Annotated in this window: 37 protein-coding genes and 1 riboswitch; of the genes, 32 read left to right on the top strand and 5 right to left on the bottom strand. The window is 37.1% G+C overall.

The genetic code is table 11. The features are described 5' to 3' along the window. Window positions 1–177 precede the first annotated feature (177 nt). Window positions 178–777, top strand: a complete 600-nt coding sequence (locus LVD15_RS00175; protein WP_233778291.1) for a hypothetical protein — start codon at window positions 178–180, stop codon at window positions 775–777. Between the two features lie 168 nt (window positions 778–945). On the opposite strand, the gene LVD15_RS00170 is transcribed toward LVD15_RS00175, so the two are convergent. Both LVD15_RS00170 and LVD15_RS00165 read right to left on the bottom strand, forming a co-directional pair. Further along, entirely contained in the window at window positions 946–1,806 is an 861-nt protein-coding gene (locus LVD15_RS00170; RefSeq protein ID WP_233780918.1) for an IS3 family transposase, read from the bottom strand. Further along, window positions 1,803–2,117 carry a transposase gene (locus LVD15_RS00165; RefSeq protein ID WP_233777529.1) on the bottom strand — a complete coding sequence of 105 codons (315 nt, stop codon included), beginning with the start codon at window positions 2,115–2,117 and terminating at the stop codon, window positions 1,803–1,805. Before LVD15_RS00165 ends, LVD15_RS00170 begins: the two co-directional genes overlap by 4 nt. A 167-nt stretch (window positions 2,118–2,284) precedes the next feature. Between LVD15_RS00165 and LVD15_RS00160 the strand changes: the two genes are divergently transcribed. The 15 genes from LVD15_RS00160 (at window position 2,285) to LVD15_RS00090 (ending at window position 14,408) form a co-directional block, all read left to right on the top strand. Then, entirely contained in the window at window positions 2,285–2,833 is a 549-nt protein-coding gene (locus LVD15_RS00160; RefSeq protein ID WP_233778290.1) for a hypothetical protein, read from the top strand. 154 nt (window positions 2,834–2,987) lie between these two features. Further along, entirely contained in the window at window positions 2,988–3,698 is a 711-nt protein-coding gene (locus LVD15_RS00155; protein ID WP_233778289.1) for a DUF4919 domain-containing protein, read from the top strand. Beyond that, on the top strand, window positions 3,695–4,510 hold the full coding sequence (locus LVD15_RS00150; protein ID WP_233778288.1) for a HEAT repeat domain-containing protein: 816 nt from the start codon (window positions 3,695–3,697) through the stop codon (window positions 4,508–4,510). Before LVD15_RS00155 ends, LVD15_RS00150 begins: the two co-directional genes overlap by 4 nt. 304 nt (window positions 4,511–4,814) lie before the next feature. Beyond that, window positions 4,815–5,938, top strand: a protein-coding gene (locus tag LVD15_RS00145; RefSeq protein WP_233778287.1) for an IS3 family transposase whose coding sequence is annotated in 2 segments (ribosomal slippage) — window positions 4,815–5,076 and window positions 5,076–5,938 — 1,125 coding nt in all. Because the reading frame shifts where the segments join, the coding sequence is not laid out codon by codon here. Between the two features lie 292 nt (window positions 5,939–6,230). Then, window positions 6,231–6,638, top strand: coding sequence for a hypothetical protein (locus LVD15_RS00140; RefSeq protein ID WP_233778286.1), 408 nt, complete (start codon window positions 6,231–6,233; stop codon window positions 6,636–6,638). 312 nt (window positions 6,639–6,950) lie between these two features. Next, complete coding sequence (locus LVD15_RS00135; RefSeq protein ID WP_233778285.1) at window positions 6,951–7,268, top strand: hypothetical protein; 318 nt, start codon at window positions 6,951–6,953, stop codon at window positions 7,266–7,268. Between the two features lie 229 nt (window positions 7,269–7,497). Beyond that, entirely contained in the window at window positions 7,498–7,833 is a 336-nt protein-coding gene (locus tag LVD15_RS00130; protein ID WP_233778284.1) for a hypothetical protein, read from the top strand. A gap of 181 nt (window positions 7,834–8,014) precedes the next feature. Further along, entirely contained in the window at window positions 8,015–8,611 is a 597-nt protein-coding gene (locus LVD15_RS00125; RefSeq protein ID WP_233778283.1) for a hypothetical protein, read from the top strand. A 132-nt stretch (window positions 8,612–8,743) separates the two neighbouring features. Further along, window positions 8,744–9,280, top strand: coding sequence for a 3'-5' exonuclease (locus LVD15_RS00120; protein WP_233778282.1), 537 nt, complete (start codon window positions 8,744–8,746; stop codon window positions 9,278–9,280). Between the two features lie 220 nt (window positions 9,281–9,500). Then, entirely contained in the window at window positions 9,501–9,953 is a 453-nt protein-coding gene (locus LVD15_RS00115) for an SMI1/KNR4 family protein (RefSeq protein ID WP_233778281.1), read from the top strand. Between the two features lie 11 nt (window positions 9,954–9,964). Then, complete coding sequence (locus LVD15_RS00110) at window positions 9,965–10,870, top strand: DUF6892 domain-containing protein (RefSeq protein ID WP_233778280.1); 906 nt, start codon at window positions 9,965–9,967, stop codon at window positions 10,868–10,870. A 135-nt stretch (window positions 10,871–11,005) separates the two neighbouring features. Beyond that, entirely contained in the window at window positions 11,006–12,805 is a 1,800-nt protein-coding gene (locus LVD15_RS00105) for a leucine-rich repeat domain-containing protein (protein ID WP_233778279.1), read from the top strand. 80 nt (window positions 12,806–12,885) lie between these two features. Further along, window positions 12,886–13,413: a leucine-rich repeat domain-containing protein gene (locus LVD15_RS00100; protein WP_233778278.1), complete on the top strand. Its 528-nt coding sequence runs from the start codon at window positions 12,886–12,888 to the stop codon at window positions 13,411–13,413. 175 nt (window positions 13,414–13,588) lie between these two features. After that, window positions 13,589–13,846 carry a type II toxin-antitoxin system HigB family toxin gene (locus LVD15_RS00095; RefSeq protein ID WP_233778277.1) on the top strand — a complete coding sequence of 86 codons (258 nt, stop codon included), beginning with the start codon at window positions 13,589–13,591 and terminating at the stop codon, window positions 13,844–13,846. A gap of 10 nt (window positions 13,847–13,856) precedes the next feature. Beyond that, window positions 13,857–14,408 carry a helix-turn-helix domain-containing protein gene (locus LVD15_RS00090; protein ID WP_233778276.1) on the top strand — a complete coding sequence of 184 codons (552 nt, stop codon included), beginning with the start codon at window positions 13,857–13,859 and terminating at the stop codon, window positions 14,406–14,408. 136 nt (window positions 14,409–14,544) lie between these two features. Here LVD15_RS00090 and LVD15_RS00085 read toward each other — a convergent pair whose 3' ends face one another. Beyond that, window positions 14,545–14,859 (bottom strand): DUF3817 domain-containing protein, encoded by a 315-nt coding sequence (locus tag LVD15_RS00085; protein ID WP_233778275.1) that lies wholly within the window; start codon window positions 14,857–14,859, stop codon window positions 14,545–14,547. A 367-nt stretch (window positions 14,860–15,226) separates the two neighbouring features. Here LVD15_RS00085 and LVD15_RS27230 point away from each other — a divergent pair, with 367 nt between their 5' ends. The 5 genes from LVD15_RS27230 (at window position 15,227) to LVD15_RS00070 (ending at window position 17,238) form a co-directional block, all read left to right on the top strand. Further along, window positions 15,227–15,364 carry a DUF6584 family protein gene (locus tag LVD15_RS27230; RefSeq protein ID WP_370687409.1) on the top strand — a complete coding sequence of 46 codons (138 nt, stop codon included), beginning with the start codon at window positions 15,227–15,229 and terminating at the stop codon, window positions 15,362–15,364. Continuing rightward, window positions 15,327–15,533 carry a DUF6584 family protein gene (locus tag LVD15_RS27225; RefSeq protein WP_370687389.1) on the top strand — a complete coding sequence of 69 codons (207 nt, stop codon included), beginning with the start codon at window positions 15,327–15,329 and terminating at the stop codon, window positions 15,531–15,533. The genes LVD15_RS27230 and LVD15_RS27225 overlap by 38 nt, the downstream gene beginning before the upstream one ends. 288 nt (window positions 15,534–15,821) lie before the next feature. Further along, window positions 15,822–16,018, top strand: a riboswitch (cobalamin riboswitch). 425 nt (window positions 16,019–16,443) lie between these two features. Beyond that, window positions 16,444–16,698 carry a hypothetical protein gene (locus LVD15_RS00080; protein ID WP_233778274.1) on the top strand — a complete coding sequence of 85 codons (255 nt, stop codon included), beginning with the start codon at window positions 16,444–16,446 and terminating at the stop codon, window positions 16,696–16,698. Next, window positions 16,695–16,886 (top strand): hypothetical protein, encoded by a 192-nt coding sequence (locus LVD15_RS00075; RefSeq protein WP_233778273.1) that lies wholly within the window; start codon window positions 16,695–16,697, stop codon window positions 16,884–16,886. The genes LVD15_RS00080 and LVD15_RS00075 overlap by 4 nt, the downstream gene beginning before the upstream one ends. Then, window positions 16,879–17,238 (top strand): uroporphyrinogen decarboxylase/cobalamine-independent methonine synthase family protein, encoded by a 360-nt coding sequence (locus LVD15_RS00070; protein ID WP_233778272.1) that lies wholly within the window; start codon window positions 16,879–16,881, stop codon window positions 17,236–17,238. The genes LVD15_RS00075 and LVD15_RS00070 overlap by 8 nt, the downstream gene beginning before the upstream one ends. A gap of 158 nt (window positions 17,239–17,396) precedes the next feature. Here LVD15_RS00070 and LVD15_RS00065 read toward each other — a convergent pair whose 3' ends face one another. Together LVD15_RS00065 and LVD15_RS00060 are read right to left on the bottom strand one after the other, a co-directional pair. Continuing rightward, complete coding sequence (locus LVD15_RS00065) at window positions 17,397–17,549, bottom strand: hypothetical protein (protein ID WP_233778271.1); 153 nt, start codon at window positions 17,547–17,549, stop codon at window positions 17,397–17,399. Window positions 17,550–17,563: 14 nt separating this feature from the next. Then, window positions 17,564–18,109, bottom strand: coding sequence for a class I SAM-dependent methyltransferase (locus LVD15_RS00060; RefSeq protein ID WP_233778270.1), 546 nt, complete (start codon window positions 18,107–18,109; stop codon window positions 17,564–17,566). 331 nt (window positions 18,110–18,440) lie between these two features. On the opposite strand from LVD15_RS00060, the gene LVD15_RS00055 reads away from it, so the two are divergent. From LVD15_RS00055 to LVD15_RS00005, 11 genes are all read left to right on the top strand, one after another. Then, entirely contained in the window at window positions 18,441–18,584 is a 144-nt protein-coding gene (locus tag LVD15_RS00055; protein ID WP_233778269.1) for a hypothetical protein, read from the top strand. Beyond that, window positions 18,575–18,748: a TolB family protein gene (locus tag LVD15_RS00050; RefSeq protein ID WP_233778268.1), complete on the top strand. Its 174-nt coding sequence runs from the start codon at window positions 18,575–18,577 to the stop codon at window positions 18,746–18,748. The genes LVD15_RS00055 and LVD15_RS00050 overlap by 10 nt, the downstream gene beginning before the upstream one ends. Next, complete coding sequence (locus LVD15_RS00045; RefSeq protein WP_233778267.1) at window positions 18,720–19,118, top strand: TolB family protein; 399 nt, start codon at window positions 18,720–18,722, stop codon at window positions 19,116–19,118. Before LVD15_RS00050 ends, LVD15_RS00045 begins: the two co-directional genes overlap by 29 nt. Then, window positions 19,066–19,644 (top strand): TolB family protein, encoded by a 579-nt coding sequence (locus tag LVD15_RS00040; RefSeq protein WP_233778266.1) that lies wholly within the window; start codon window positions 19,066–19,068, stop codon window positions 19,642–19,644. Before LVD15_RS00045 ends, LVD15_RS00040 begins: the two co-directional genes overlap by 53 nt. A 139-nt stretch (window positions 19,645–19,783) precedes the next feature. After that, window positions 19,784–20,743, top strand: a complete 960-nt coding sequence (locus LVD15_RS00035; protein ID WP_233778265.1) for an amidohydrolase family protein — start codon at window positions 19,784–19,786, stop codon at window positions 20,741–20,743. A 180-nt stretch (window positions 20,744–20,923) separates the two neighbouring features. Further along, window positions 20,924–21,091 carry a hypothetical protein gene (locus LVD15_RS00030; RefSeq protein WP_233778264.1) on the top strand — a complete coding sequence of 56 codons (168 nt, stop codon included), beginning with the start codon at window positions 20,924–20,926 and terminating at the stop codon, window positions 21,089–21,091. Further along, a complete protein-coding gene (locus LVD15_RS00025; RefSeq protein ID WP_233778263.1) occupies window positions 21,051–21,437 on the top strand; it encodes an amidohydrolase family protein in 387 nt (128 codons plus the stop codon). Before LVD15_RS00030 ends, LVD15_RS00025 begins: the two co-directional genes overlap by 41 nt. Window positions 21,438–21,483: 46 nt before the next feature. Further along, complete coding sequence (locus tag LVD15_RS00020) at window positions 21,484–21,654, top strand: hypothetical protein (protein WP_233778262.1); 171 nt, start codon at window positions 21,484–21,486, stop codon at window positions 21,652–21,654. A 174-nt stretch (window positions 21,655–21,828) separates the two neighbouring features. Next, window positions 21,829–22,284 (top strand): hypothetical protein, encoded by a 456-nt coding sequence (locus LVD15_RS00015; RefSeq protein WP_233778261.1) that lies wholly within the window; start codon window positions 21,829–21,831, stop codon window positions 22,282–22,284. A 423-nt stretch (window positions 22,285–22,707) separates the two neighbouring features. Then, the gene (locus LVD15_RS00010; protein WP_233778260.1) at window positions 22,708–23,007 is read left to right on the top strand and encodes a glycosyltransferase; all 300 of its coding nucleotides are present in this window, start codon (window positions 22,708–22,710) and stop codon (window positions 23,005–23,007) included. A gap of 12 nt (window positions 23,008–23,019) precedes the next feature. Beyond that, on the top strand, window positions 23,020–23,205 hold the full coding sequence (locus LVD15_RS00005; protein WP_233778259.1) for a hypothetical protein: 186 nt from the start codon (window positions 23,020–23,022) through the stop codon (window positions 23,203–23,205). Window positions 23,206–23,332: the final 127 nt, after the last annotated feature.

Genomic DNA, 23,332 nt, shown 5'->3' with positions numbered 1-23,332 from the left:
GTCTAAACATTATTTCTTTATATCCAAAGTTTAGACAGAGATGAATTGACAGTCTCGTTTGCGGTTACTTGCTAGCCCGCGAATTCGAAGAATTCGCTACTTTGAAAACCGAAACGAACTACTACTAAATCACGCCACGGTTCTTACCCAAACCGTTGTCGTGCAACTAAGTAATCAATGATAAAATTTTATTCAATTATTATAATAGGGCTTCTGTTTTTAGGCTGTAGTGGTAATTCTAATGAGAAGACGGTTACTAAAAAGGAACAGTCAGAGCATAAACCAGTAGTAACAAAAACGGAGTCGAAAGAAGTTGCTCAAAAAGAATCTGTAGAAGATCAAATTGTTATTGAAAGATACTTTCCTTCAGAGAAAGAAATTACCGAATTTGATACCATTATTGCATCTTCAAGTATCTCAATTAAAATAATAAATCGATATCTTGATTCATTTGTAGTGAATGAGTTTGAAGCTGAAGAAGCCAAACATATCGACAAATACCGTGATAGCGAGAAGCAAATAATCATTAAATATTTGAATCAAACTCTTGTAGATACTGTATTTAGAAAAGATGACTTTATTGCACTTACAGGACCGGAGTTCTTAGAGATTGCTGATTTTCATAATTATTGGTTTCGCGAATTAAGGAACGATACAATTGAGTTTTTTGGTATCATTAATAAACCTGAAACAGACTGGGGGATACCTTTTTATCACTTTTTTGATATAGAATCACAGACTTTTACTGTAAAGGAGTATATCGAAGAAGATATTTGAAAAATTAGCACACAACACTATGTTAAAACCATGCGCTTAAGCAGGTTCATGCCAGCCGAGAGCTTGTTAACCGCAATTTTGCAAGCTTTGCAAAAGAGTGTATCAAGCCATTTTAGTCAAAGCAATCAACTCATTGGTTGGATTTGCAACAAAAAACTGGACAATAAGTTAAGCGCATTTTGAATAGTTATGGTTATTAAATTGTTCAGGCGTCTTATATCCTAAGTACGAATGTTTTCTTTTTCTATTATACCATATTTCTATAAATTCGAACAGGTCATTCTTGGCCTGAAGAATACTATAGAAATTGGTATGTTTGACCAGTTCTGACTTCAGTATCTTAAAGAAGTTTTCTGCCACAGCATTATCCCAGCAATTACCTTTTCTACTCATGCTTTGTTGTATACCCTTACTTTTGAGGTGATCTGAAAAAGAATAGGTGGCATACTGCACTCCCCGGTCGGAATGAAATATTAATTGGTTTGTTATTGGCCTATTAATTAAAGCCATTCTCCAGGCTGGCCATATTGTATCATGGCACGCCATAGACCTACTCAATGACCATCCTATAATCTTTCGATCGTACAAATCCATAATGATGGTTAAATACATCCAACCTTGACCAGTGGGGATGTATGTAATATCAGAGACCCATTTATGCCCCGGAAGGTTTGCCTGAAAATCTCTGTTTAATAGGTTTTTAGCTACTGGATAGTTGTGTCTTGATTGGGTGGTAGTTCCTCTGAACTTTCTGCAAATAATACTTCTAATGCCCTGGTTACGCATGATCCTGGCCACTCTGGGGCGAGAGATACGCCAACCCAGGTCTCGTAACTCCTCGGTGATCTTCGGGCTACCATACCTTCCTCTGCTATTGCTGTGTATAGTCCTGATATATGCGGATACCTTTTCATTCTCCAACTTTCTCATTGATGGCCTTCTGTTGCTCCAATTATAGAAACCACTTCTACTGACTTTAAGTACTTTACACATCCTCTCAACACCAAATCTGTGGTTGTATTCCTTTATGAACCGGAATATTTGTTGTCTCCCTTGGAGAAGATGCTTACTGCCTTTTTTAAAATATCCCTTTCTAGTTGGGCTTCACGCAGTTCTCGTTTTAAACGGGCTATCTCCTTTTGTTCTGAGGTTAAATTCTGATTACCATGACCTGAAAAACTACCTTCTTTGTACTCATTGTATTCACGTTTCCATCGGGTAACCAGCTCAGTCCTTAAACCAAGCTCATCAGCTACTTCTCTTGTACTTTTTCCTGACAGGCACAGGTTCACTGCCATCTGTTTAAACTCCTTGTCAAACTCTCTTCTTACTCTTTTCATATTTAGTAAATTTAACTCAAATGCGCTTAACTTACTGTCCAATCAAATGTAGCAGGTCCAGGTAGCAAAGTAAAAATTGCTAACTTCATCCCCTTAATTAAATGTGGCGCACGGATTTTTAAACGCGCCCGTTGTGTGGCATTAAAAAACTGACCGAAAAGATTAAAATGAACGATAAGAAAAAGGAGCCTATTTGGCTTGCCCTTTTTACTGTATTACCAGTTTCGCTTTTATGGCCACTAGGTGAATATTTTGAAGAACAAGGAATTAATCAAACACTTGTTAGTGCACTGCTTGGTGGACTTGGTGGATTAATTGGATTCGGACTGTATAGTTGGACTAAAAGTAAATCGACTAAAACTAAAATCATTGGGATAGTTTCAATTCTAGTCCTTGGAATTGCGATAATCAGAATTGTGCATACAAGTTCCGTTGAAGTCTTGAAAACGTGCGAAATATGTGGATACAAAGCAATTGACAAGCAAGAGAATGAATGTAATGTTTGTGCTTCAAATACTTGGGAAACTGAACAAGCAGATAAGCTTTATGACTCAAAACTAGAATGGCTAAAAGATGAACAGCTCTTTTGGTTTGCTGAAGATGACACGTCCTTTGTTGAATTTTACGAGCCTAATCAAATAGATGGCTTTTTTAAAGACGAGAATTGGAGACCAATCATTAATAAGATTGATGTTTTTGAATACAACAAAGAATAAAAAAAGGCCATATAGTACACGCTGAAATTTACAAGGGCTGACTCGAAAACCGTTACTTAAGTAGCCGTAGTTTGCTTTTTCACGGTTGGACAGAAACGCGCTTCGTAGATCCGTGTTGCTTTAGCGGAAACGTATTGGCACATTTAACCGAAATATGAAAAAAGCTCTTTACACCACTGGTCTTCTTTCACTTATTGCCGCATTTACGAGCTGTTCAATGTTTAAGAAAGAAGATTTGAAATCGAATAGCACTACTTATAAAACCACCAAGGAACTATTTAAAACTGTCAGTTTTTACAGAGACCTTGACCTCATTAATGAAGCCGTAACAGACTCAAACAGCCACTATTACTTTAAAAGATTATTGCGCTCATTTCTTTCTGATTCCCTTGACATGAATGAGCAGGAGTCTGTGGCACTATTGTATGGGGCCTTAAATCATCCTGGTTATGGCAAAAATGAGAATGTACGACTTGAAAGAAAAGCTGACTCTCTCATGGATAAACAGAAATATAGCGAAGCTATCTTAACAGCGAACAAGTGCCTTGAGACATTTCCATTAAGTGCGAAAGCGACTATGGTTATGTGGTATTCATATTTACAGTTAAATAAGAAGGATTCATCAGAAGTGTATGCACACAGATTAGGAACTATCTTCGAAGGAATGCAGGCCAGCGGTTATAGCGAAGACAAAAGTCGACCTCAGATAGCATTAAGTAAGAATGCAATCGAAGAATATTTCAGCAAACATGCCGTTGGAGCAGGTTTAGAGTTTGATCAAGAATACAAGGATTCTGATGGGAATCTGATTCTTGTATACTCATCCTCTTTGTTAAAAGAAAGATTTGTCATTCCTAAAAGATGAGTAGAAAGAACTGGACAAGTAATAAAATATTCCAACATCTGTTGGAGAATAAAACTCAGAAAACCTACTGGGATAATATAAGTGAGCTGAGGAAACGAGTTAGCCAAGAGGTCTATGATAGGTCAACGGAACTTGCTAATTCTGATAATGACAATGAAAAAATCATTGGAATAGATGTTTTAGCACAATTAGGTTTCGATCCCAGACTGAACAAATCTCAAACAGTCAAATTGTACTTCAAACTTCTTGAAAACGAACTATCGCCCAAGGTTCTTTATAGTATTCTGCATGCCATTGGACATAACAATGAAGACTTAAATACTACCCAAATCTCAAAACTAATAGACTTCAAAAACCACAGATATTCCAGTGTGAGGGTTAGTTTAGTTTTTGCGCTATGCGGTGTGGAAAATACGTTGGCTATAGAAACACTAATTGAACTTTCTAGAGACAAAAACACTGAAATTAGAGACTGGGCAACATTTGCAATCGGCTCACAAATAGAAACTAACAACTCGGAAATCATTCATGCTCTTTGGGATCGAATTAACGATGAGGACGAAAAAACGCGACATGAGGCAATTGCCGGGTTGTCGAAACGAAAGGATACTAGAGTTAAGGAAATTCTCAAGAAAGAACTGGAAAATATAGATGATCATGGATCTTTAATTTTGGAGAGCATAGAAGATTATGGAGATAAAGACTTCATTCCATTGTTGGAGCGCCAAATTGAGACGAACAAAAGAACGAATCGAGTAAACGAAGAGTGGCTTTTGGATAGCCTTGAAGCATTGAAAGCGAGCTCACAATAAATGCTATGAATAAATTTTATCGGTCAGGATACGCCGTTGCCGCCATGCTTGGCATGGTGGCATGATTACCACGGCTTTATTGTATAATATAGCCTGGCTATTCTGGTGCCTATTGCATTGATCAAATATTAATAACTAACTTCACCCCATAAACACATCATACTATGGAGGATTTAAAGGGAGGCAAAGAAACGCAGAAGCTGAGCCAGAAACAGATAGATCAATGTTTGGAAGTATTGTAAGGCCCCCTAAAAATAGGACAGTTTAAAAGTAGAAAAATTTAATTAAATTTAAACTGTTCACTATGAAACGAAAGAAATTTTCACCCCAACAGATTGCCAGCATCTTGAAGGAATTTGATGCAGGTAAGACCGCGGCTGAGATCAGCCGTGAGCATGGCGTTAGTCAGGCAGCCTTCTACAAGTGGCGCCAGCGATTTGGAGGCATGGATGCTTCAGAGTTACGGAAGCTAAAAGAACTTGAAGAGGAAAATCGCAGGCTTAAACACATGTATGCGGAATTAGCCCTTGATCTTAAGCTTGCTAAAGAGATTATCGAAAAAAAGCTTTAAAGCCCTGCCAGAATAAGCAGCTAGTTACGGAAATAAAAAGGGAATTTAATTACGCGATCAGCATCAGCAGGGCGTGCCGGGTTTTAAATCTTGCCAAATCCGTCTATTATTATTCATCTATTAAAAATGATGAGCCTATTATGGCTGCTTTAAAAGAAAAAGCAGAGCAGTTTCCCAGAGAAGGTTTTTGGAAAGCTTTCAGGCGACTTCGCAATGAGGTGCATCAATGGAATCATAAGAAAGTACATAGAGTCTATAAATCCATGGGATTAAGTATGCGTAGAAAGACAAAAAAAAGACTGCCCGCAAGAGTGAAAGAGCCTTTGGAAATACCGCCTGTAATCAATCATACCTGGTCTATTGACTTTATGAGTGATGCTCTATTGAACGGCAGAAAGTTTCGATCTTTCAATGTAATGGATGATTTTAACAGGGAAGCGCTACATATAGAGATTGACTATTCTCTTAAGAGCAATAAAATAGTATGGGTTTTAAACCATTTAATTAAACGTCGAGGCAAACCTGAGCGGATCAGGATGGATAATGGCCCTGAATTTATTGCAACATTAACTAAGGAATGGAGCCAAATGCACGAAATCGACTTCATTTATATACAACCAGGTAAGCCCACTCAAAATGCCTACATAGAAAGGCTGAATGGCACCTTCAGAAGAAATGTATTGGATGTGTATCTTTTTGATGATATAAATGAAGTGCGTGAAGCTACTGAAAAGTGGATGAATGACTATAACTTTTTCAGGCCTCATGAAAGTCTGAATGACTTGAGTCCGGTGCTGTATGCACAGAGGGCGTTAACAGTGGATAACTCTATCGAGTTACCCACAATTAACACCTGATTTCAATAATAATAATTGTTAGAAATCTATACATTTAAACAGTCCTAATTTTGGGGTGCTTACAACCCCCCGTTGCCGCCATGCTCAGCATGGTGGTCAGCCTACCATAGCTCTATTGCACAGGCTGTCCTAGCGATGCATCAAACCTTAAAAGTCTCACAAAGCGTTGCTATTCATTTTTAACATTAAATTAGTTAGATTGACCCCACAAAAGAAATAAGGGATGTGTTACCGTTACATGGAGGTTGTAGCTCATAAGCATAAATCCTATTACATATTCACTATTGCTAAAATGAAGAATACATTACTTATATTAGTTTTAACTTTCATAATTGCTTCATGTGAACCATTCTATGACTCATCAATAAAGAACAATTCTTCTATTATTCTTGAATTTAACCGAAATACACTTGAAGAAGCTTGGGATGGAAGACCTTATATGCCATTTCTACAAACATATGCACTTAGCGAAGGTAGCAAAATCATATACTTTGATTCTACAAACCTTGTGTCTAAATATGAAGTTTTACCGAATTCATACTTTATTTTAGAGCATGGGCAAGGCATAAAACCTAACTATGATTTATTCAATAAAATGACCATAATTTCTGACGACACTTTATCACTAAATGGGATTAAGGGAATTGAATCTTCGTTTAAACAGGTTGATAAGTATCAATGGCAATTAACATTTAAATAGAAAAAACTAGCCCCAATTGCCGCCATGCCCAGCATGGAGGTATGCCTACCATAGCTCTTTTGCATCGTGAGACCTGGCTATTCGCAAGTCGCACAAAATGCGGCTATTCGTTTTTAAGATTAAATTAGTTAGATTGACCCAATAACAGAAAAAAGGGATGTGTTTCCTTTATGCGGATGTGTAGCATAGTTTCATCTGATCGGGCTAATGAAAACCTTTAAGAAAATATTAATACGTGTATTTATAGGACTGGCAATAGTTATTGCTCTATTCATTGGGCTATTCGTTGTGCCTTACTTTGCTAACATTGTAATGCCATGGGATAGAGCGGAAGCAATAGAAGCTACATTGAATTGGGGTGGACTTGCAGACATTCCAGAATCTGCTGATATTCTTTCGGTAGAAACTGCAGGAAGCATGTTTACAAGAGAATTTATTGTTGAATTTCAATGTGATTCAGAAGGACTGAATGAATGGATTGAGCAAAGCGGACTAAATAATATTGATCCAATAAAGACCGAAGTAGACCAAGTAGAATATTGGATTGACGGACAAGAAGGTTCTATTGGTGGTCATGTTTATATCGACAAAGCAAATAGAATAGTAATAATTGACATGAGCTGGAGTTAAAACGCTACCCCCCGTTGCCGCCATGCTCGGCATGGTTACCCCAACTCAGTTGAATAGGCTGGCCTGGCTATCCATACCAAACCTTAAAAGTCTCACAAAACGCTGTTATTCATTTTTAAGATTAAATTAGTTATATTGACCCCATAAAAGAAATAGGGGAATGCGTTTCCCTTACACCGATGTTACAGCTCATACATGGAGGCTTCAGAAGAACATATTTCAGCAGTAAATGCAAATTTCTTTTTCAAGGAGTTCACATTCAGTAAAAATAAATTCCAACCACCATCGACAAAAAGAAGAGGTAGAACTAGCTGACAACTTTGTATGGCTGGATGATTTTCTTTTTATTTTCCAAATTAAGGGAAGAAACGAAAAAGCTACAGGATCAGTAGAAAAGTGGTACAAAAAGAAGGTTAGAAATGTTGCAGTAGGTCAAATAAAAAACAGTCTAGAATACCTAAATAGCTTTAAGCAAATCAAAGTTCAAAATGAAAAGGGGCATGAGTTTGATGTTTCTGAGGCCAGGAATATCTCTCCAACAAAAAGTTATCATTTACTCAGCTGATTTACCCGATAGTATTCGATTCCAGAAATTTCATGAAAGTTCAAGTGCTGGTTTGATACACCTGTTGCATTTGGAGGATTATTCATGGATTTGTAAGTATCTAGTAACACCGTCTGAAATTCATGAGTATTTAAAATTTAGAGAATGATTCTATCAAGCTCAGAAGATATCTCTTAATTCATTGCCGGAACAATATGTTTTGGGACACTACTTTGAAACTCTAGAAACTGACCATATTAATGCCTCCTATATCAACAACTTCGCAAGATTACAGGATGATTTTGAGAGCTTTGATATTTCGTTTGTAATTGATCGATTCCAAGACATGATCATTAAGAACCCCGAAAATCGGGATTATTATCAAATCATAAAAGAAATTGCAAAACTCCACAGAGCAGAATTAAGAGAGTTCAAAAAACGTTGGACTCTCTCCTTGGAAAAGTCTAAAAATCAAGAATTCACAATTCCATATAGAATTGTAAGCCTCAATACTAAATGTGGTTTTGTATTTATACCCTTTTTGTTTGAGAATAAGGATAAATGGCACAACGCTCTTTTAAATTATACGGAAGCCCATAAGTATGATCAGAAACTCGACAAATGCATAGGAATGATTGTATATCATAATTCAGATCAAAAATTTTGGGATATGAATTGGTGTCTGGTCAATGCGCCTTGGGAACATGACATTGAATTTGAGGAAGTGTTAAGAAATAACTTTCCATTTAGGGAGGTCCGACCAGGAACTGTTTGCAAATACTTTATGAAAAATGACTAAACGAGCTGTAACAAATGCTAAATCCATAGGCTTACTGAGGTACTTGTTTAGGTTGGTAGGGCAAGATACTTTCCCGATATTTACACATGTCCAGCCTACGCTTTTTAGCCGAGTCGTTACACCCTATAAAAAATGAATTACATAATATTTGATCTAGAGGCAACGTGCTGGAAAAATAAAACTGATAGAAAAAGAGAGGTGATTGAAATTGGTGCAGTCAAGATCAGCGAACAAGCTAAAATGATCGATCAATTTAATGCGTTTGTGAAACCGGCCATACATCCCATCTTATCAGATTTTTGTCAAGAATTAACTACTATTCAGCAGTCAGATATTGATCAGGCTGATCATTTCCCGGAGGCTTTACATCGATTTAAAAATTGGATCAATCCCGATGAAAAATACATGTTATGTAGTTGGGGTTTCTACGATAAAAAGCAACTTGAACAGGATTGTGATTTGCATCAATTAGATAAAGGATGGCTTGCCAATCACATCAGCCTTAAGCATCAACATGCCACCATTAATAGGTTAAAAAGAGCAATAGGACTAGCAAATGCTCTTAAGCATGAAAATCTAAATTTGGATGGGATGCATCATCGTGGAATTGATGACGCGAAGAACATCAGTAAGATTTTCTTGAAGTATTTTGATAAATGGAAGTTTTAAACCCAACTCCACCACAAAAAGACAGCGATTTCGACCTTCAAAGGCATTGGTAATGCCGTTTAAGTTAAGGTCATTTCACCCTGCCCGAGGCACTATCGGCTTCATGGCCATTCTTCAATGGTAGATCACCCCTAAAATTCAATATCACTGAAATCAGTGATTTTATTTCCTTTAAATGTTCTCAGTTTTGTGACCATACTTTTAATAAACACACTGGTCTATGAAATTAGAGTTTAGCGAAACTTTTCAGCAAGAATTACCAAACAGGTATCTTCAATTTCTTGATAAGCACCCTGATGGCACTCAGATTAAAATTAAAGGGCGCTATGATGCACGTACTTGGAATATGATGGGTAAAGAAGAGCTATTAAAACGTTGGACTATGGACGGAGTGGGTGAAGCCGCTAATTATGAATGTTTAAAGCTTTACACTCAGGTACAAAGCGAGCACTCGGAAGATATATACGCTCATTCGGCACATTTTGGTAGGGTGAAACTCGAGAGGGTAGCCAAAGGTTTTGTGATAGCACACGAAAATGGAGACTATCTCTATATTGATCCGGAATGTAGTTTTTCATTATGGGCCTATTACCATGATGGGGGAGGAATAACTAAAGTTTCAGGTTCCTTTGATAAATTCTTAAAAGAGAAAAGCCTTTATAAAGTATTATAAATTAACTCATTATGATGAATTTACGCCTTTCTACAACTGGTTTTGAAATCAATAATACAGCCATTACATTCCCCGTTTCTTTAACGCTATTAGAAAGTGTACTAGGTGAAAATCCTCGCTTCTTTAAGGGTAAAAAAGGCGGTGTCTACATCTGGGATGAGCTTGGTATACTTGGCTATTGTAAAGAAGAAAATGTTATCTATGCTATAAGCGCCATTTTTGAGCAAGAAGATTATCAATTTAGTCCTTCTCAAGCATTTTCTGGAACCTTTGATTTTGAAGATGAGGCTATTGTTACTTATTATCATAATCACCCGGAAAAGCGAGTAAAACTGTTTGAGGGAGACTCCTCCGGAGCCTTGGTGGTCAATGCGGTAAGTGCCTGGTTTGATGTTGAAGAAGACCGTATTAAAGCCATTGAAGTTAGTCATTACAAGCCGTATGACCGTGCAGCAGGTATTCCGAAAGATAAATATGAGATTACTACACCCGATGAAGAGCTCATTACCTTTACTGATTTTGGTTTTAAACTCGCGGTGATAGAAGAGTTGATGTATACTCAAGAGCTGTTAACTCCTAAGTTTGATGTCTATGAATTCGCAAAATGGTATACCAAGAGAGACATTGATGTAGATGAAGAAGGCTACGAGCCTATCGCAGAAGTGACGCAATATTTCAAAAACTTACCGATTCCTAAACGTTTGGCTTCCAAATTAACGGAGATCTATCAGGATGGAGGTAATGATGTTTATATGAATTTAGCTCCTTTCTCTGGTGGAGCAGTAGACTATTGGGATATAGAAAGTGTAGAAGATGCTAAGCACTTTCCTAACTTAAAAGAAGTAACCCTGTGTTATGCCTCAGGATCCATTGTGGAAGAATTTGAGAAATTAGGTATAGAAGCAGATTGGCTTTGAAATAAGCTATCGGTTAACTCTAAAAGTAGTATTAAAGCCTTACACATTTCAAGTGTGCTTATTATTTGAATAGAAATAGGATCAAACGATCAAAACAGAGCGAAAGATCATACAACACGAAGACGTAAAATTGCCATGAAATTTAATGTAGAAAATATATCATCTTACTACAAACATCTGCAAGAAAACAAGAACTACCCGCAGGGTGTCCTTTATGAACTTTTTATGATAGGTAAAATCTGCAGAGATAAAGAAATTGTACAGGAGATTACCGATACTTTAGAAAAAAATGGTAACAAAGCCCAATTAAAAGCTTTTAAAACCCGTAATAAACTTCCTGAAAAATTAGATGATACGAGTAAAATAATTAGCGCGCTAGTGCATTTTGCCACTATAGATCCTGATTTTCTTATTGGCAGACTATATCAGCTGTTAGGGTTTATTTGCTTTTTTATAGATGAAGAAAGCGTGGCTAAAAAAATAAGCAAAGACCCTTCTATAATCAGACGTCTTCAAGGTATAACGGGCTTGTTTATAGGAGATGTATTTGCCAACGGTATTCCAGAAGAATTCGGGACAGTAAATTCGATACACGTGCTTCAAATTGATGGAGCATATACCCAATTGCCGGATAGCTTCAGTAACTTAAAAGACTTAGAAACTTTAAAGCTGAAAACCCCATATTTACAAGAGTTTCCAAAATATTTCAGCCAATTAGAGCATTTAAAAGAGCTTTCCATTGATCAGACCGGGGCAGAAGAGCCTGTGACTTTAGAAATACCACAAGATTTGCAGCAACTCAGCAATCTTGAAACCTTACAATTAGAAGGGTTAACCACTACAAGTATTGATCAATTAAAACTTCCGACTTCTATACAGGTATTGGAATTGGAGGATTTAGCGAAATTGAAAGCTTTCCCGGATATATCTTCTTTAAAAAGTCTGAAAGAAATAGAAGTTTACGACTGCCCTAACCTGATTGAAATACCAAAATGTATTCCGCAGTTAAAAACCTTAGAAAAAGCCGAGTTTAAAAAATTGCCCAAGGTGAAGGAGGTTGAAGATTACTGTGCTTTTTTGCCGAATATAGGAGCTATTCGATTAGATAAATCAGTTAAAATTATACATACAGGTAAAGCGCTGGAGATTGCTAAACTGAGTTTTCACAGAGCAGATTTATTAGCCTATGTTTTTCAACATCCTGAAAGTTTCCCGAATCTAAAAGAGGTAGAAATCTACCGTATGAATGAGCTGCCTGAGCTTTCTGCCGGCTTAGAAGGTTTACCTGCGTTAGAGAAAATTGCTTGTTTTGGTGTGGGAAAATTCGATTCTTTATTCTCTAATCTGGGAGCATGTCCTAACTTATCTGCTATAAAAATATGGAATTCTGATGTAGAGAGGCTACCTGAAATTTTGAAAAGTATAGCCTTACTTGATTCTTTAGAAATTCAAAGATGTCCGAATTTGATTATTCAAGCGGATGCACTTCCTCAGCAAGTTAATGATCTTTACCTTCTTCAAATCAAAGAATTTATTGTAGGAGAACAATTCATAAACACTGAAAAGGCTTTGTTACAATCCGTAAGCATTACAGATATGGAAGGTTTTTTCAGTAAAATAATAGCAGAGACTTTAGATCTATCTTTGCCAAAAGACCTCTCAGCTCCTGCTGTCGATTATTCGGCCTACCTTCCTAAGCCTGAATACTTAAGAAAATTGCGCTTAAAATGGTCTCCAGAAGCGATTAAAGATGTTTTAAAGCATTGCCCTAACCTTGAAAAACTATTTATAGAAAACGAGGCCGGAAGCGAAGCGGCACTTAATGCCCATCTGGCTCCACAGTTAAAAGGGTTAAAACTAGAGAATTATAAGGCAGAAAATGTGCTTCAACTACTTCAGGAGATGCCCAATTTACAGGCGCTTTCCATTCAATAGAACCAGGTAATACACGAATTTCCTGCCGTGCAGCTGAATCATTTAAAAAGCTTTCTCTATCGCGTACCGAGGTGTCTTCTTTGGCCGCGCTAGAGGCTCCTAAGCTAAAAGATATAGAGTTGTCTTTATGTTATGCTTTTGGTAAAGAAGCTTATGCTCAGCTTAATCAATTTACGGCCTTGCAGAGGCTGCATCTGATGGGAGTTGGAGATGATATTAAAACCATACCCGAAAGTTTAACCAGCCTGGATCTTATTGATTTTAATCCTCATCATAAAATAGAAACACTTCCAGATTACCTTAAAGCGTTTTCTAATTTGGAAACCCTTTATTTAGAAGGTATACAATTTGTCGGTTTCCCTAAATGGATTGCTGATCTGCAACAGTTACAATACTTGGGAATTAATAGCTGCACGTTTGAAAATGATATTCCTGAGTATTTCCAAAAATTGAAACTGAAAGAAGTGAAATATTATATTTCAAAATTCAATGGTTATAATATATCACCTAAAACCTATCAAAATTTAATCACGCCCAATTATACCAAGTTGAAAAAAGAGTTCAGTCATGAAAAGCTGTCATTCCTTTTTAGTGCCGACTATTATTAGAATTGGGAAGGAGTTTTGTATAAAAATAAAGTTCGGAATATTACAGAACTATTCCGTATCTTTGTCATAGAATGATTATAATAAAAATAATTTGAGGATTATTAATAAACACATTCTGGGCAAACTGATTAGGAAGAATCGGGGTAATTCAAAATTGGTAAAATCTGTTCATCAATTGATTTCTAATATTGAGGAGGGCGATTGGAAAACACCTCATGATTTAATTACAAATCGATCTGATGCAGATTGTGTTTATGGCGGAGAGTTCTACTTCTTCAATATTAATATACACCGTACGTTGATAATGATTGAATTTGAAGAAAACGGTGAAGCAACGATAGTTTTGGCTGGTAGTTATGATGATTATGAACTGACCTTTAAAAACAATCGGAATGTAATTAAAAAATGGCTGAGAGATAATAGCTGGATTTAAAAAAGTAATTATGAGAGATATTCTAGACATAAGAGAAATTGAAGATATAGATAGGTTGGAGAATGAATATGATTTGGAAAAGGCATCTCTACTAGAACGTAAATTACGATTGATGATTGATGACAATCCAGAGTTAAAGCCTTTGAGAAAAAAGCTTCGTGATTTGATTAAAGAATACGAGGATAAAGAATGGTCTGATTTTGAAAATATTACTGATTCACAAGTAGATGAGTCTGATAAAGCAGAGGAGATAGTGAATTATGAACAAAAATTCATTAACAAACGAAAAGAGGTGATTAGAAAAAGGCTTAAAGAGTTTGATATGACCCAACAAGATTTAGGATTGGTCTTAGGCCATCCAAAATCATATATGAGTGAATTAATGAATGGGGTCTCTCAATTTACACTTAAGGATTTAGTAATTATTCATCGGATTTTAGGAGTTAAACTAAATGTTTTGATCCCAACTTTTTTGCAATCAGAAACAAGAGCCCAAGTAAGAGAATCGATTGAAAAATTAAACAAACCGAAACTTGGCTTAAGAAAATCTGAGTTTATTTAGTTTAAAGCTCATTACAGGCTGCCCCATCTCCACTAAATTCCAATTTCAACTCCTAAGGCATTTGTAATGCTACATTTTCTGTAACCGTTTGATATAAAGCTTTTTATATGAAAGTGGAGCGTCCAGGTTTTTCTGTTCATAAATTATACTCTTTCTTCAGCCTCTTTTCTATTATAAAAGGAACAATGGGTAGGAGAGAGCCTACAAAAAATGTTACCACTCTTAAAAATCTCCAGCGATAGGTTATCCAGCAGGCCATCAGCATAGTTACATAGAGAACAAATAGTCGTCCATGGGCCCAGCCTGTGTATTTTACAGCCTCAGGTATATCCATGAAATATTTCAAAGGCATAGCTATTAGAAGCAAAGCCAGATAAGATATGGCTTCCAGTATAGCTATAGTAGTAAATGCTTTTACCAATTTAAGATTGTAAGTGTTGTCTTGGATCATGCTGCAGAAAATTTGTGTGAAGATAGGCCAAATGCTCTTGCTCAACAATTATATGGTCTCTTGATCTATTAGCGGAAAATGGATTGGATGTGCTGGGGAAGTTTTAATCCTATTAAGCTTGATTTTTTATTAAAATAATTAAATTATCGTTATGATTGAGATGGGTATTGTCTGATTATCAGAATTCATAATATCTCACAAGTCAGTTTTAATTTAAAAATGAAAGGCGATATGAGGTTGTCGTCTGCTAAGCATAAGTGGTCAGTTTACAGAAAAAAATAGATAGAATCGATTCTGAAATTGATCGTGGACTAAAATTCAAAGCTGCTGATAGCTTGCGGAATTTGATACAAAGAATCCTAATGAGATTGAATTATGGGATAAACTTGCCAAACTTTATTATGACAGTGGTTTTTTGGATGCAGCGGGAAAATATTGGATTTTAACAGAACCTGTCAGCGATCGAATTGAAAAAATGCGTTGCCATTTACGAAAAGTCAGTTAATTATTCTGGGTATCAAATATTGCAAGAAATTGTTTTTCGTGGAGATAAGTCTAAACTATCTAAATATGCTCAAAAGAAATTGTCGGAATTAAAATTAGACAGTAAAAAGAAGAATAATTACGTCCCCACTTTTCAGCCCCCAAAACGAATAAAAAGGGTGTCATTCTAACAATAAACAAACTTTTAAAGGAAAAGTAATGGCATTTGTCGTGGGCTTGATTTTATTGCTTATTGGGATTTTTGTAGTCATTGGCTTTGTAACTGCAGTAAGATGGCTCTTTTAATATCACCCTGATGAGACTTTAGATTATGGCACTTGTAAGTCTATGGGCATTGGTGACGCATCTTTTATTCATCTTCATACAAGAGCAACAGCTATTTTAGCCGGGTACCAGCAAATCATGCTATAAAATTGAAAAGGATCTTTAACTTTACCCTTCATTGGTTCTTTTACATACTTTCATCAATCAGAAAAGGTTTTACTTAACGTAGATTAATAGGGAATCGTGTGAAAATCACGAACTGTCGCGCAACTGTAAGTAACACACCAAACGATTCATCATTTTCAATGTCCACTGTTCTGAGCTTATCAGGAATGGGAAGGCTGATCAATCGGTTACAAGTCAGGAGACCTGCCTATTCTGAATGGACAATGCTTTCGCGATTTGAAGCTTTAGGTCTTACAATGAATACATTAATGGTAGTGCGTGTTGCTCAACAGGTAAACTCTGTCATTTCTGTACATTATTATTTCTAAAATTTCTTTTCTCATAGCATTACGAAGCATTTTAAAGAGCTTATAAAGCATTTTAAAATCAATTATTAGTAATACATATTATGGGAACAACCCTAAACACAAAACTGACTCCTTTTAAAGCAGATCATGTGGGGAGCTTTTCCTAAGGCCTGAGGCACTTAAAGAAGCAAGAGAGAAATTTGCCGCCGGCACCATTAATGCCGAGGCGTTAAAGGAAGTAGAAGATCAGGAAATCATAAAACTGATAGAAAAACAAAAGGAATCTGGCTTAAAGAGCATTACAGATGGTGAGTTCCGTCGCTCATGGTGGCACTTTGATTTTATGAAGGACTTTATTGGTACTCGCCAGATAGACGGCCCTCCTTACGAATTTCATGGTATTACCACTCCTGGCCGATTGATAGACATTTATGAGCCTATTCGCTATAACCCCAATCATCCGTTTTTTGTTAAACATTTTGCCTTTTTAAAAGCCCATGTTGGAGATGATTTTGTGGCTAAGCAGACTATACCTAGCCCCAACATGTTCTTTCAGCCCAACATTAGAAATACGCCTGTATATGCTAGTATTTTATGATTTGGCAAAAGACTTATCAGGAGGCATATAGACTCACCATTAAGCATTTCTATGATTTAGGATGCCGCTACTTACAGCTAGATGATGTGTATTGGGCCACGCTGGTAGACGAAGGTCAGCGTGAGGCGCTTAAAGCAGAAGGACTTGATCCTGTAGAAGTGGTCGTTTGGCTGCTAAATATTGAATGATGCGCTGCAAGATAAGCCAGATGATTTATTGGTGACCATGCATGTTTGTCGTGGTAATTTCCACTCCGCCTGGATCTACTCTGGAGGTTATGATGTAATAGCAGAGGAGATGTTCAGTGTGAATATAGATGGTTTCTTTTTAGAGTATGATGATGAACGTAGTGGTGATTTTGCTCCATTAGCCAAGTCTAAGAATCAAAATATTGTGCTGGGTTTAATCACCTCTAAAACAGGAGATATAGAAGATAAGGAAGCTATTAAGAACCGAATAAAAGAAGCTTCAGAATATGTGGCTTTAGAGCACTTATGCCTCAGTCCTCAATGTGGGTTCTCATACTACAGAAGATGGTAATAAACTAGCCTATGAGCAGCAATGGGAAAAAGTGAAAAACATGGTTTCTATTGCGGAAGAGGTGTGGGGTCTTTGATCTCAATTTGTAGATAAAAAATAAAAGCCTTGCATGGTTGCAGGGCTTTTGTGTTGTTTTGATCAAGTATGTCAATCAAACCCTACTTCTTAACAGCCACTACCCTTATTCGCTTGTAATCCGCGTACCATTGGTCGTTATGAAACAGCTGGTGAAAAACACCCTGTTGTACTTTCTTGGCTATTTGTATCTGTTCTACTTTATTGATGCCTTCAAAAAACACTTTGCCAAACATGGTGATCCAGTCTTCTATACCTTTTCCTGATCGGCCAGTTGAGTAGGTCTTTCATAGAGCTGAGCCAGGGTTACTTCAAAGCCTTCTTTTTCTAACTCAGAAGTGTACTCACCTATAGAAGGGAAATACCAGGGCTCAAGTGCTGCAGCCTGATCATAATCAGCCCGCTTTAATTCTAATTTTAACTGCCTTATTATGGTGTCTACATTTCCTTTTCCTCCAAATTCTACCACCATACGTCCACCATGTTTTAAGCTGCTATATATAGATTTAATGGCTCCCTGATAGTTTTTTACCCAGTGTAGTGCAGCATTAGAAAATATAGCATCAAAAGGGTGTTTGAAGTGGAAATGGGCAGCATCTTTAGTAGAGAAAGGTACGTTCGGGTATTTTTCCTTGGCTCTTTTTACCATGTCCTCAGAGAGGTCAATGCCTTTTACATTGGCACCAAGCCTGCTGATCTCATAGGTTAGCTCTCCTGTGCCACAGCCTACATCTAGTATGCGTTCTCCTAGCTGAGGGTTTAGCAATGATATCAGCGAATCGCCATAATCAAACACAAATGCGTGCTTGTCTTCATATAGGGTAGGATCTCATTCCATAATAAATGATTTGACTCGTTTCTATTTTCAGATGGGTAACCAAAGGTAGTAAAATGTGATTTAAATGAGTATGGATTTGCGAAATTCAATAATGAGTATTTAGGATTATTTAAATCTTCCAGAAAATCGACTTTAAAATAACCACTTATAAATACTTGCTTCATTTCTAAATATTGATCTCTTATATTTTGGGCTTTCTTAAACCAAAACTGTATTATGAAATATTTATACCTCTGTGTGTTATTATGCATTGCAGGGATAGTCACTGCCCAGGATAAGAAGGAATGGGATGTGGCCCGACCCTGAAGGAGAATGGAATTTTAAAGAGATGGCGCTTTCTACTACTGAAGGCACCTGGATGAACCTGGACGTGAGTCCTGATGGCAGTCAGGTAGTATTTGATCTGTTGGAGATATTTATATTATGCCTATAGCAGGAGGGAAGGCTACGGCCCTTCGGTCGGGGGCTTGCCGGTTTGAAGTGCAGCCCAGGTTTAATCCTGATGGCACGAAGATATCATTTACCAGTGATGCCGGCGGAGGTGATAATATTTGGGTAATGAATACTGATGGAGTCCGATGCCCATCAGGTAACTAAAGAAGATTTCAGGCTGCTAAATAATGCCGTTTGGACTCCTGATGGAGACTATTTAATAGCCAGAAAGCATTTTACGTCTGGCCGTAGTCTTGGAGCTGGAGAAATGTGGATGTACCATATCACTGGTGGTAGTGGGTTACAGCTTACAAAAAGGAAAAATGATCAGCAAGATGTGAATGAGCCGTATGCTTCGCCAGATGGTAAATATTTATATTTCTGTGAAGATGTATATCCTGGAGGCTATTTTCAATATAATAAAGATCCGAATAGCCAGATTTATCAGGTGCGTAGATATGATATGGAAACAGGAGAGGTGAGTGGTGTTACTGGCGGCCCTGGTGGTGCCTGTAGACCCGACTATTTCAAATAATGGTAAATACCTTGCTTTTGTAAAACGTGTTCGTATTAAAACAGTACTTTATCTTCATGATTTGGCAACCGGAGAAGAATGGCCTATTTATGATAAGCTGAACAAAGATCAGCAAGAAGCATGGGCTATTTTTGGAACCTACCCTAACTTCGATTGGTCACCAGATGATAAGTTCATTTATTTTTGGGCTGAGGGAAAAATAAAGAAAATTGACGTGAGCTCGCTTCAAGTAACAGAGGTTCCTTTTGAAGTAGAAAACACTATAAAAATAGCCGAAGCTCTTAAATTTAAGAGAGACATTAATCCTGATAAGTTTGAAGTAAAGGATATCAGAAATGCCGTTACTTCACCGGACGGAAAGAGGTTAGTGTTTAACGCTTTAGGTCGATTATACAGAAAAGAACTGCCTAACGGGGAGCCTGAACGAATTACTTCTTCCAAGGAATTTGAATTTGAACCTGCTTTCACTCCTGACGGCAAATACTGGTATATGTATCATGGGAAGATGAAAGCATGGGAGCTGTGAAAAAAGGGAACCCTAAAAAGGAAGAAAAAGACAGCCTGTAGATGTTACTTCAGTAAAAAGGAATTTACCGCACACCCTCTATCTCACCAGATGGAAAAACGGTGGTTTATGTGAAAGGAATCAGGTAACAACACCTTAGGTGGCACATTCGATAAAAAGCCAGGCAATCTATACGGTTCTCATTGAAGGCGGCAAAGGTAAACGAATTACCGAAAGTGGGGAATATCCTCAATTTAGTGTAAAAGGACATAGTATATTTTACCAGACGGGAGGCTACGTTTTTGGCAACCTTACTAAAAGACTAAAAAGTGTCAACCTTAGCGGTGATGATGAAATTACGCATGTAGAGTCTAAATATGCTAACCGACTAATTCCTAGTCCTGATAACAAATGGGTGGCATTTATGAATTTGCATAAGGCTTATCTAGCGCCGCTTCCATTAACCGGACAAACGCTGGATATCGATCCTAATAGTAAATCGGTGCCGGTGGCGCCTATCACTAGAGATGCAGGTATTAACCTACACTGGTCAGCAGATAGTAAGAAAATCCATTGGACTTTAGGCGATGAGTATTTCACTAATGATATTAATGAGAGGTTTACCTTTTTAGAAGGATCTCCTGATAGTATCCCTCCTGTGGATACTGTGGGTGTCAAAGTAGCTCTTGAGGCAGATACTTACCGCCCTGATGGTGTTATCGCTTTTACGGGAGCTACCATTATTACTATGGAAGATGATCAGGTAATTGAAAATGGAACCATAGTAATTAATGGCAATAAAATAGAGGCCATTGGAGATGCATCAGTAGCTATACCCGCTGGCGCTAAAGTGTATGATGTACAGGGAAAAACCATTATGCCTGGTTCTGTAGATGTACACGCTCATGTAAGTGCTTTTGGTTACGGAATTACACCTCAGAAACATTGGCCTTTATATGCTAACCTGGCGTATGGCGTAACTACAGCACATGATCCTTCAGCTAACACGGAGACGGTGTTTGCTATGTCAGAGCTGATTAATGCAGGAGAGATGAGCGGTCCGAGATTGTTCTCAACCCGTATCATCCTCGATGGTGCAGATGGCGATTTCCAAAGCTAAAATTAATAGTCTGAATACATGCACGTTTGGCTTTAAGGAGACTGAACGCCTTTTGGAGCATTCTCTGTAAAGAAATAACTATAACCAGCCAAGAAGAAACCAGGAACAAGGTCATTCAAGCTGCCAGAGAGTTGAACATGCTAGTGGTACCTGAAGGAGGATCTACCTTCGGACCATAACATGAGCATGGTTAATGACGGACATACCGGAATAGAAAACAACATACCAGTAGCTCCTGTTTATAAAGATGTGTTGGAGCTTTGGAAAAATAGAATTCCGGACATAATCCTAACATTAATCGTGAATTATGGAGGTCTTAGCGGAGAATTATTTCTATCAGAATTATAATGTTTGGGAAGACGAAAAGCTTCTTACATTTTACCCGAGGGGTATTATACATTCCATTACGTCACAGAATTATGGCTCCAGAAGAGGAGTATCAAAATGGCAACATTCCGGTGTCAGAAACCTGCAAAACATTGGCCGATCATGGCGTGAGGTAAACCTTGGAGCACATGGACAGCTGCATGGACTTGGTGCTCACTGGGAGTTATGGATGCTCAAGCAGGGAGGAATGAGTAATATGGAAGCCTTGAAAGCTGCTACTATCAATGGAGCTAATTATTTAGGTATAGATGAGCAAGTGGGCTCTTTAAAGGAAGGTAAACTCGCTGATTTAAGAAGGGTTAGATAAAAATCCTTTAAATGGAATTACGAACTCTAACTCTGTACGTTATACTATGGCTAATGGCAGGTTGTATGATGCCGCCACCATGAATGAGATAGGTAATCAGGAGCAAACCAGAAGCAAATTATATGGGGAAAATAAGAAAAATAACGAGGCGTTTGACTGGCATGAAACCGCTGAAAGTTACATGAAAGTGGGCTGCAGCTGCGAGGCAGATCATTAAAAGAGAATTGATTACATAAAAAAACCGGGACTTCAACTTCTGGTTTTTATGTGTTAAATGCTGGATGGAATATCAAAGAACAAGTGATTTGATTTTTATATTTGGTGATTATTTATAAAATTGGAAACCTTAATTTTAAATGAAAATAATTATGCTCGGAGGTTTTTTAAAGGAATGAATGATTCTCTTAAGCAAAACCGTGACTTAAGAAATAAAAGAAAATCATTAAAGGATATTTACGAGCACGAGCATAAGAGCCACACCGATCATTTCAATGAAGCAGATGTTAATGAGCGGGTAGGTCTGCGTCTGAAGTGGGAAAGGAAGCAGTCCTCTCGTAACCGAAGATTATCTGTATTGCTTTTTCTCTCCATAATAATAGGCTTCATAATTGTATACTTCGTTTTTGAGTCAGCTCCAGTAAGATTTGTACCTCCAAAAAAAGAATACTTCAGAACTATCTATTTTAAAAAAATCGATAGAGAACAGCTTCGAGTCGATTATTATAAAAGAGGAGGGAAGGCTGCGGAAACGAAATACCAAGATAGTCTCAGGCATCAAAATTCGGGAGCTATTATCCATCAGGAGAGCTGTTCAGATCTGCACTATATTATAAAGATTCAATCTTAAAGATCTCTACTTTTTTAAAAATGAAGACACAATAAAAAACTTTCCCCATGTGTACTCCGGATAAGGTATATCACCTGAAATTATTAAGCCCAGATTCTCAAATAGTTAGTTTCGATTATTTCGATGGTAAGATATTGCCAGATAGTTATAAGCGGGCTGAATGACTGATGTAAGTTTATTTAAATATTATCAATATTAATGTGATGAAATAAAATAGTAATTACTATAATATGTTTATTATTTGTTTTAATTTGATATAAACAAGTCTATTATATGGTTACTTAATTAATTACATCATGACAGTTCTATTTAATAGCTTTAACCTGCATTTTTGCATCATTATTGTTATTCAGTTCGATAGTAACAATAATATCCCTTTTTACCAGCCCCAAAAAACCACCTTTAAAGCGGAAGTAGTGAGATATGGCTCTGATTATAACTGCTTATAAAAATGTGGATCTAGTCCCTCAGCTCTTATCTTCCATTTACAAATCAAATTATTCTAACTATCACATTTATGTGGTGGCAGATGATTGCCCGGATTGTAGTTTGGTGAAAGAGAATCTGAAATTAAGCATCTTGAAACCCGAAACAGCTTTAAGCTCTAAACTCAAGTCTATTAAATATGCTGTAACCCATTATGTGCGGGAGCATGATACATCTATCATCCTGGATTCTGATAATCTGGTGCATAGTGATTTCTTAATGGAGATGAATAACTAGATAGCGTATTTTATGGCTGTGCAAGGTAGAAGGGTGGCCAAAAATCTGGATACATTCGTTGCCTCACTTGATGAAACAGGTGAAAAATATCATAATGATGAAGATAAATACGCTCCATATAAATTGGGTTCATCTTCTAATTTATCAGGTTCAGGTATGGCTTTTTTTGACTTCATTATTAGAGTCATTTCTATTTGATAAGGAAGTGGAGCAGCTAATGGAAGGCGTTATTTATGGTGAGGATAAAATGTTTGCCAACTTCATAGTAGAAAAAGGGCACCAAATAGCTTACCACTATAATGCCTTGGTGTACGATGAAAAATTA

The organism is Fulvivirga maritima, from assembly GCF_021389955.1.
GTDB classification, from domain to species: Bacteria; Bacteroidota; Bacteroidia; order Cytophagales; family Cyclobacteriaceae; genus Fulvivirga; species Fulvivirga maritima.
Note: the sequence above shows the minus strand (reverse complement) of the source record. Positions and strands in the feature narration are given on the sequence as shown.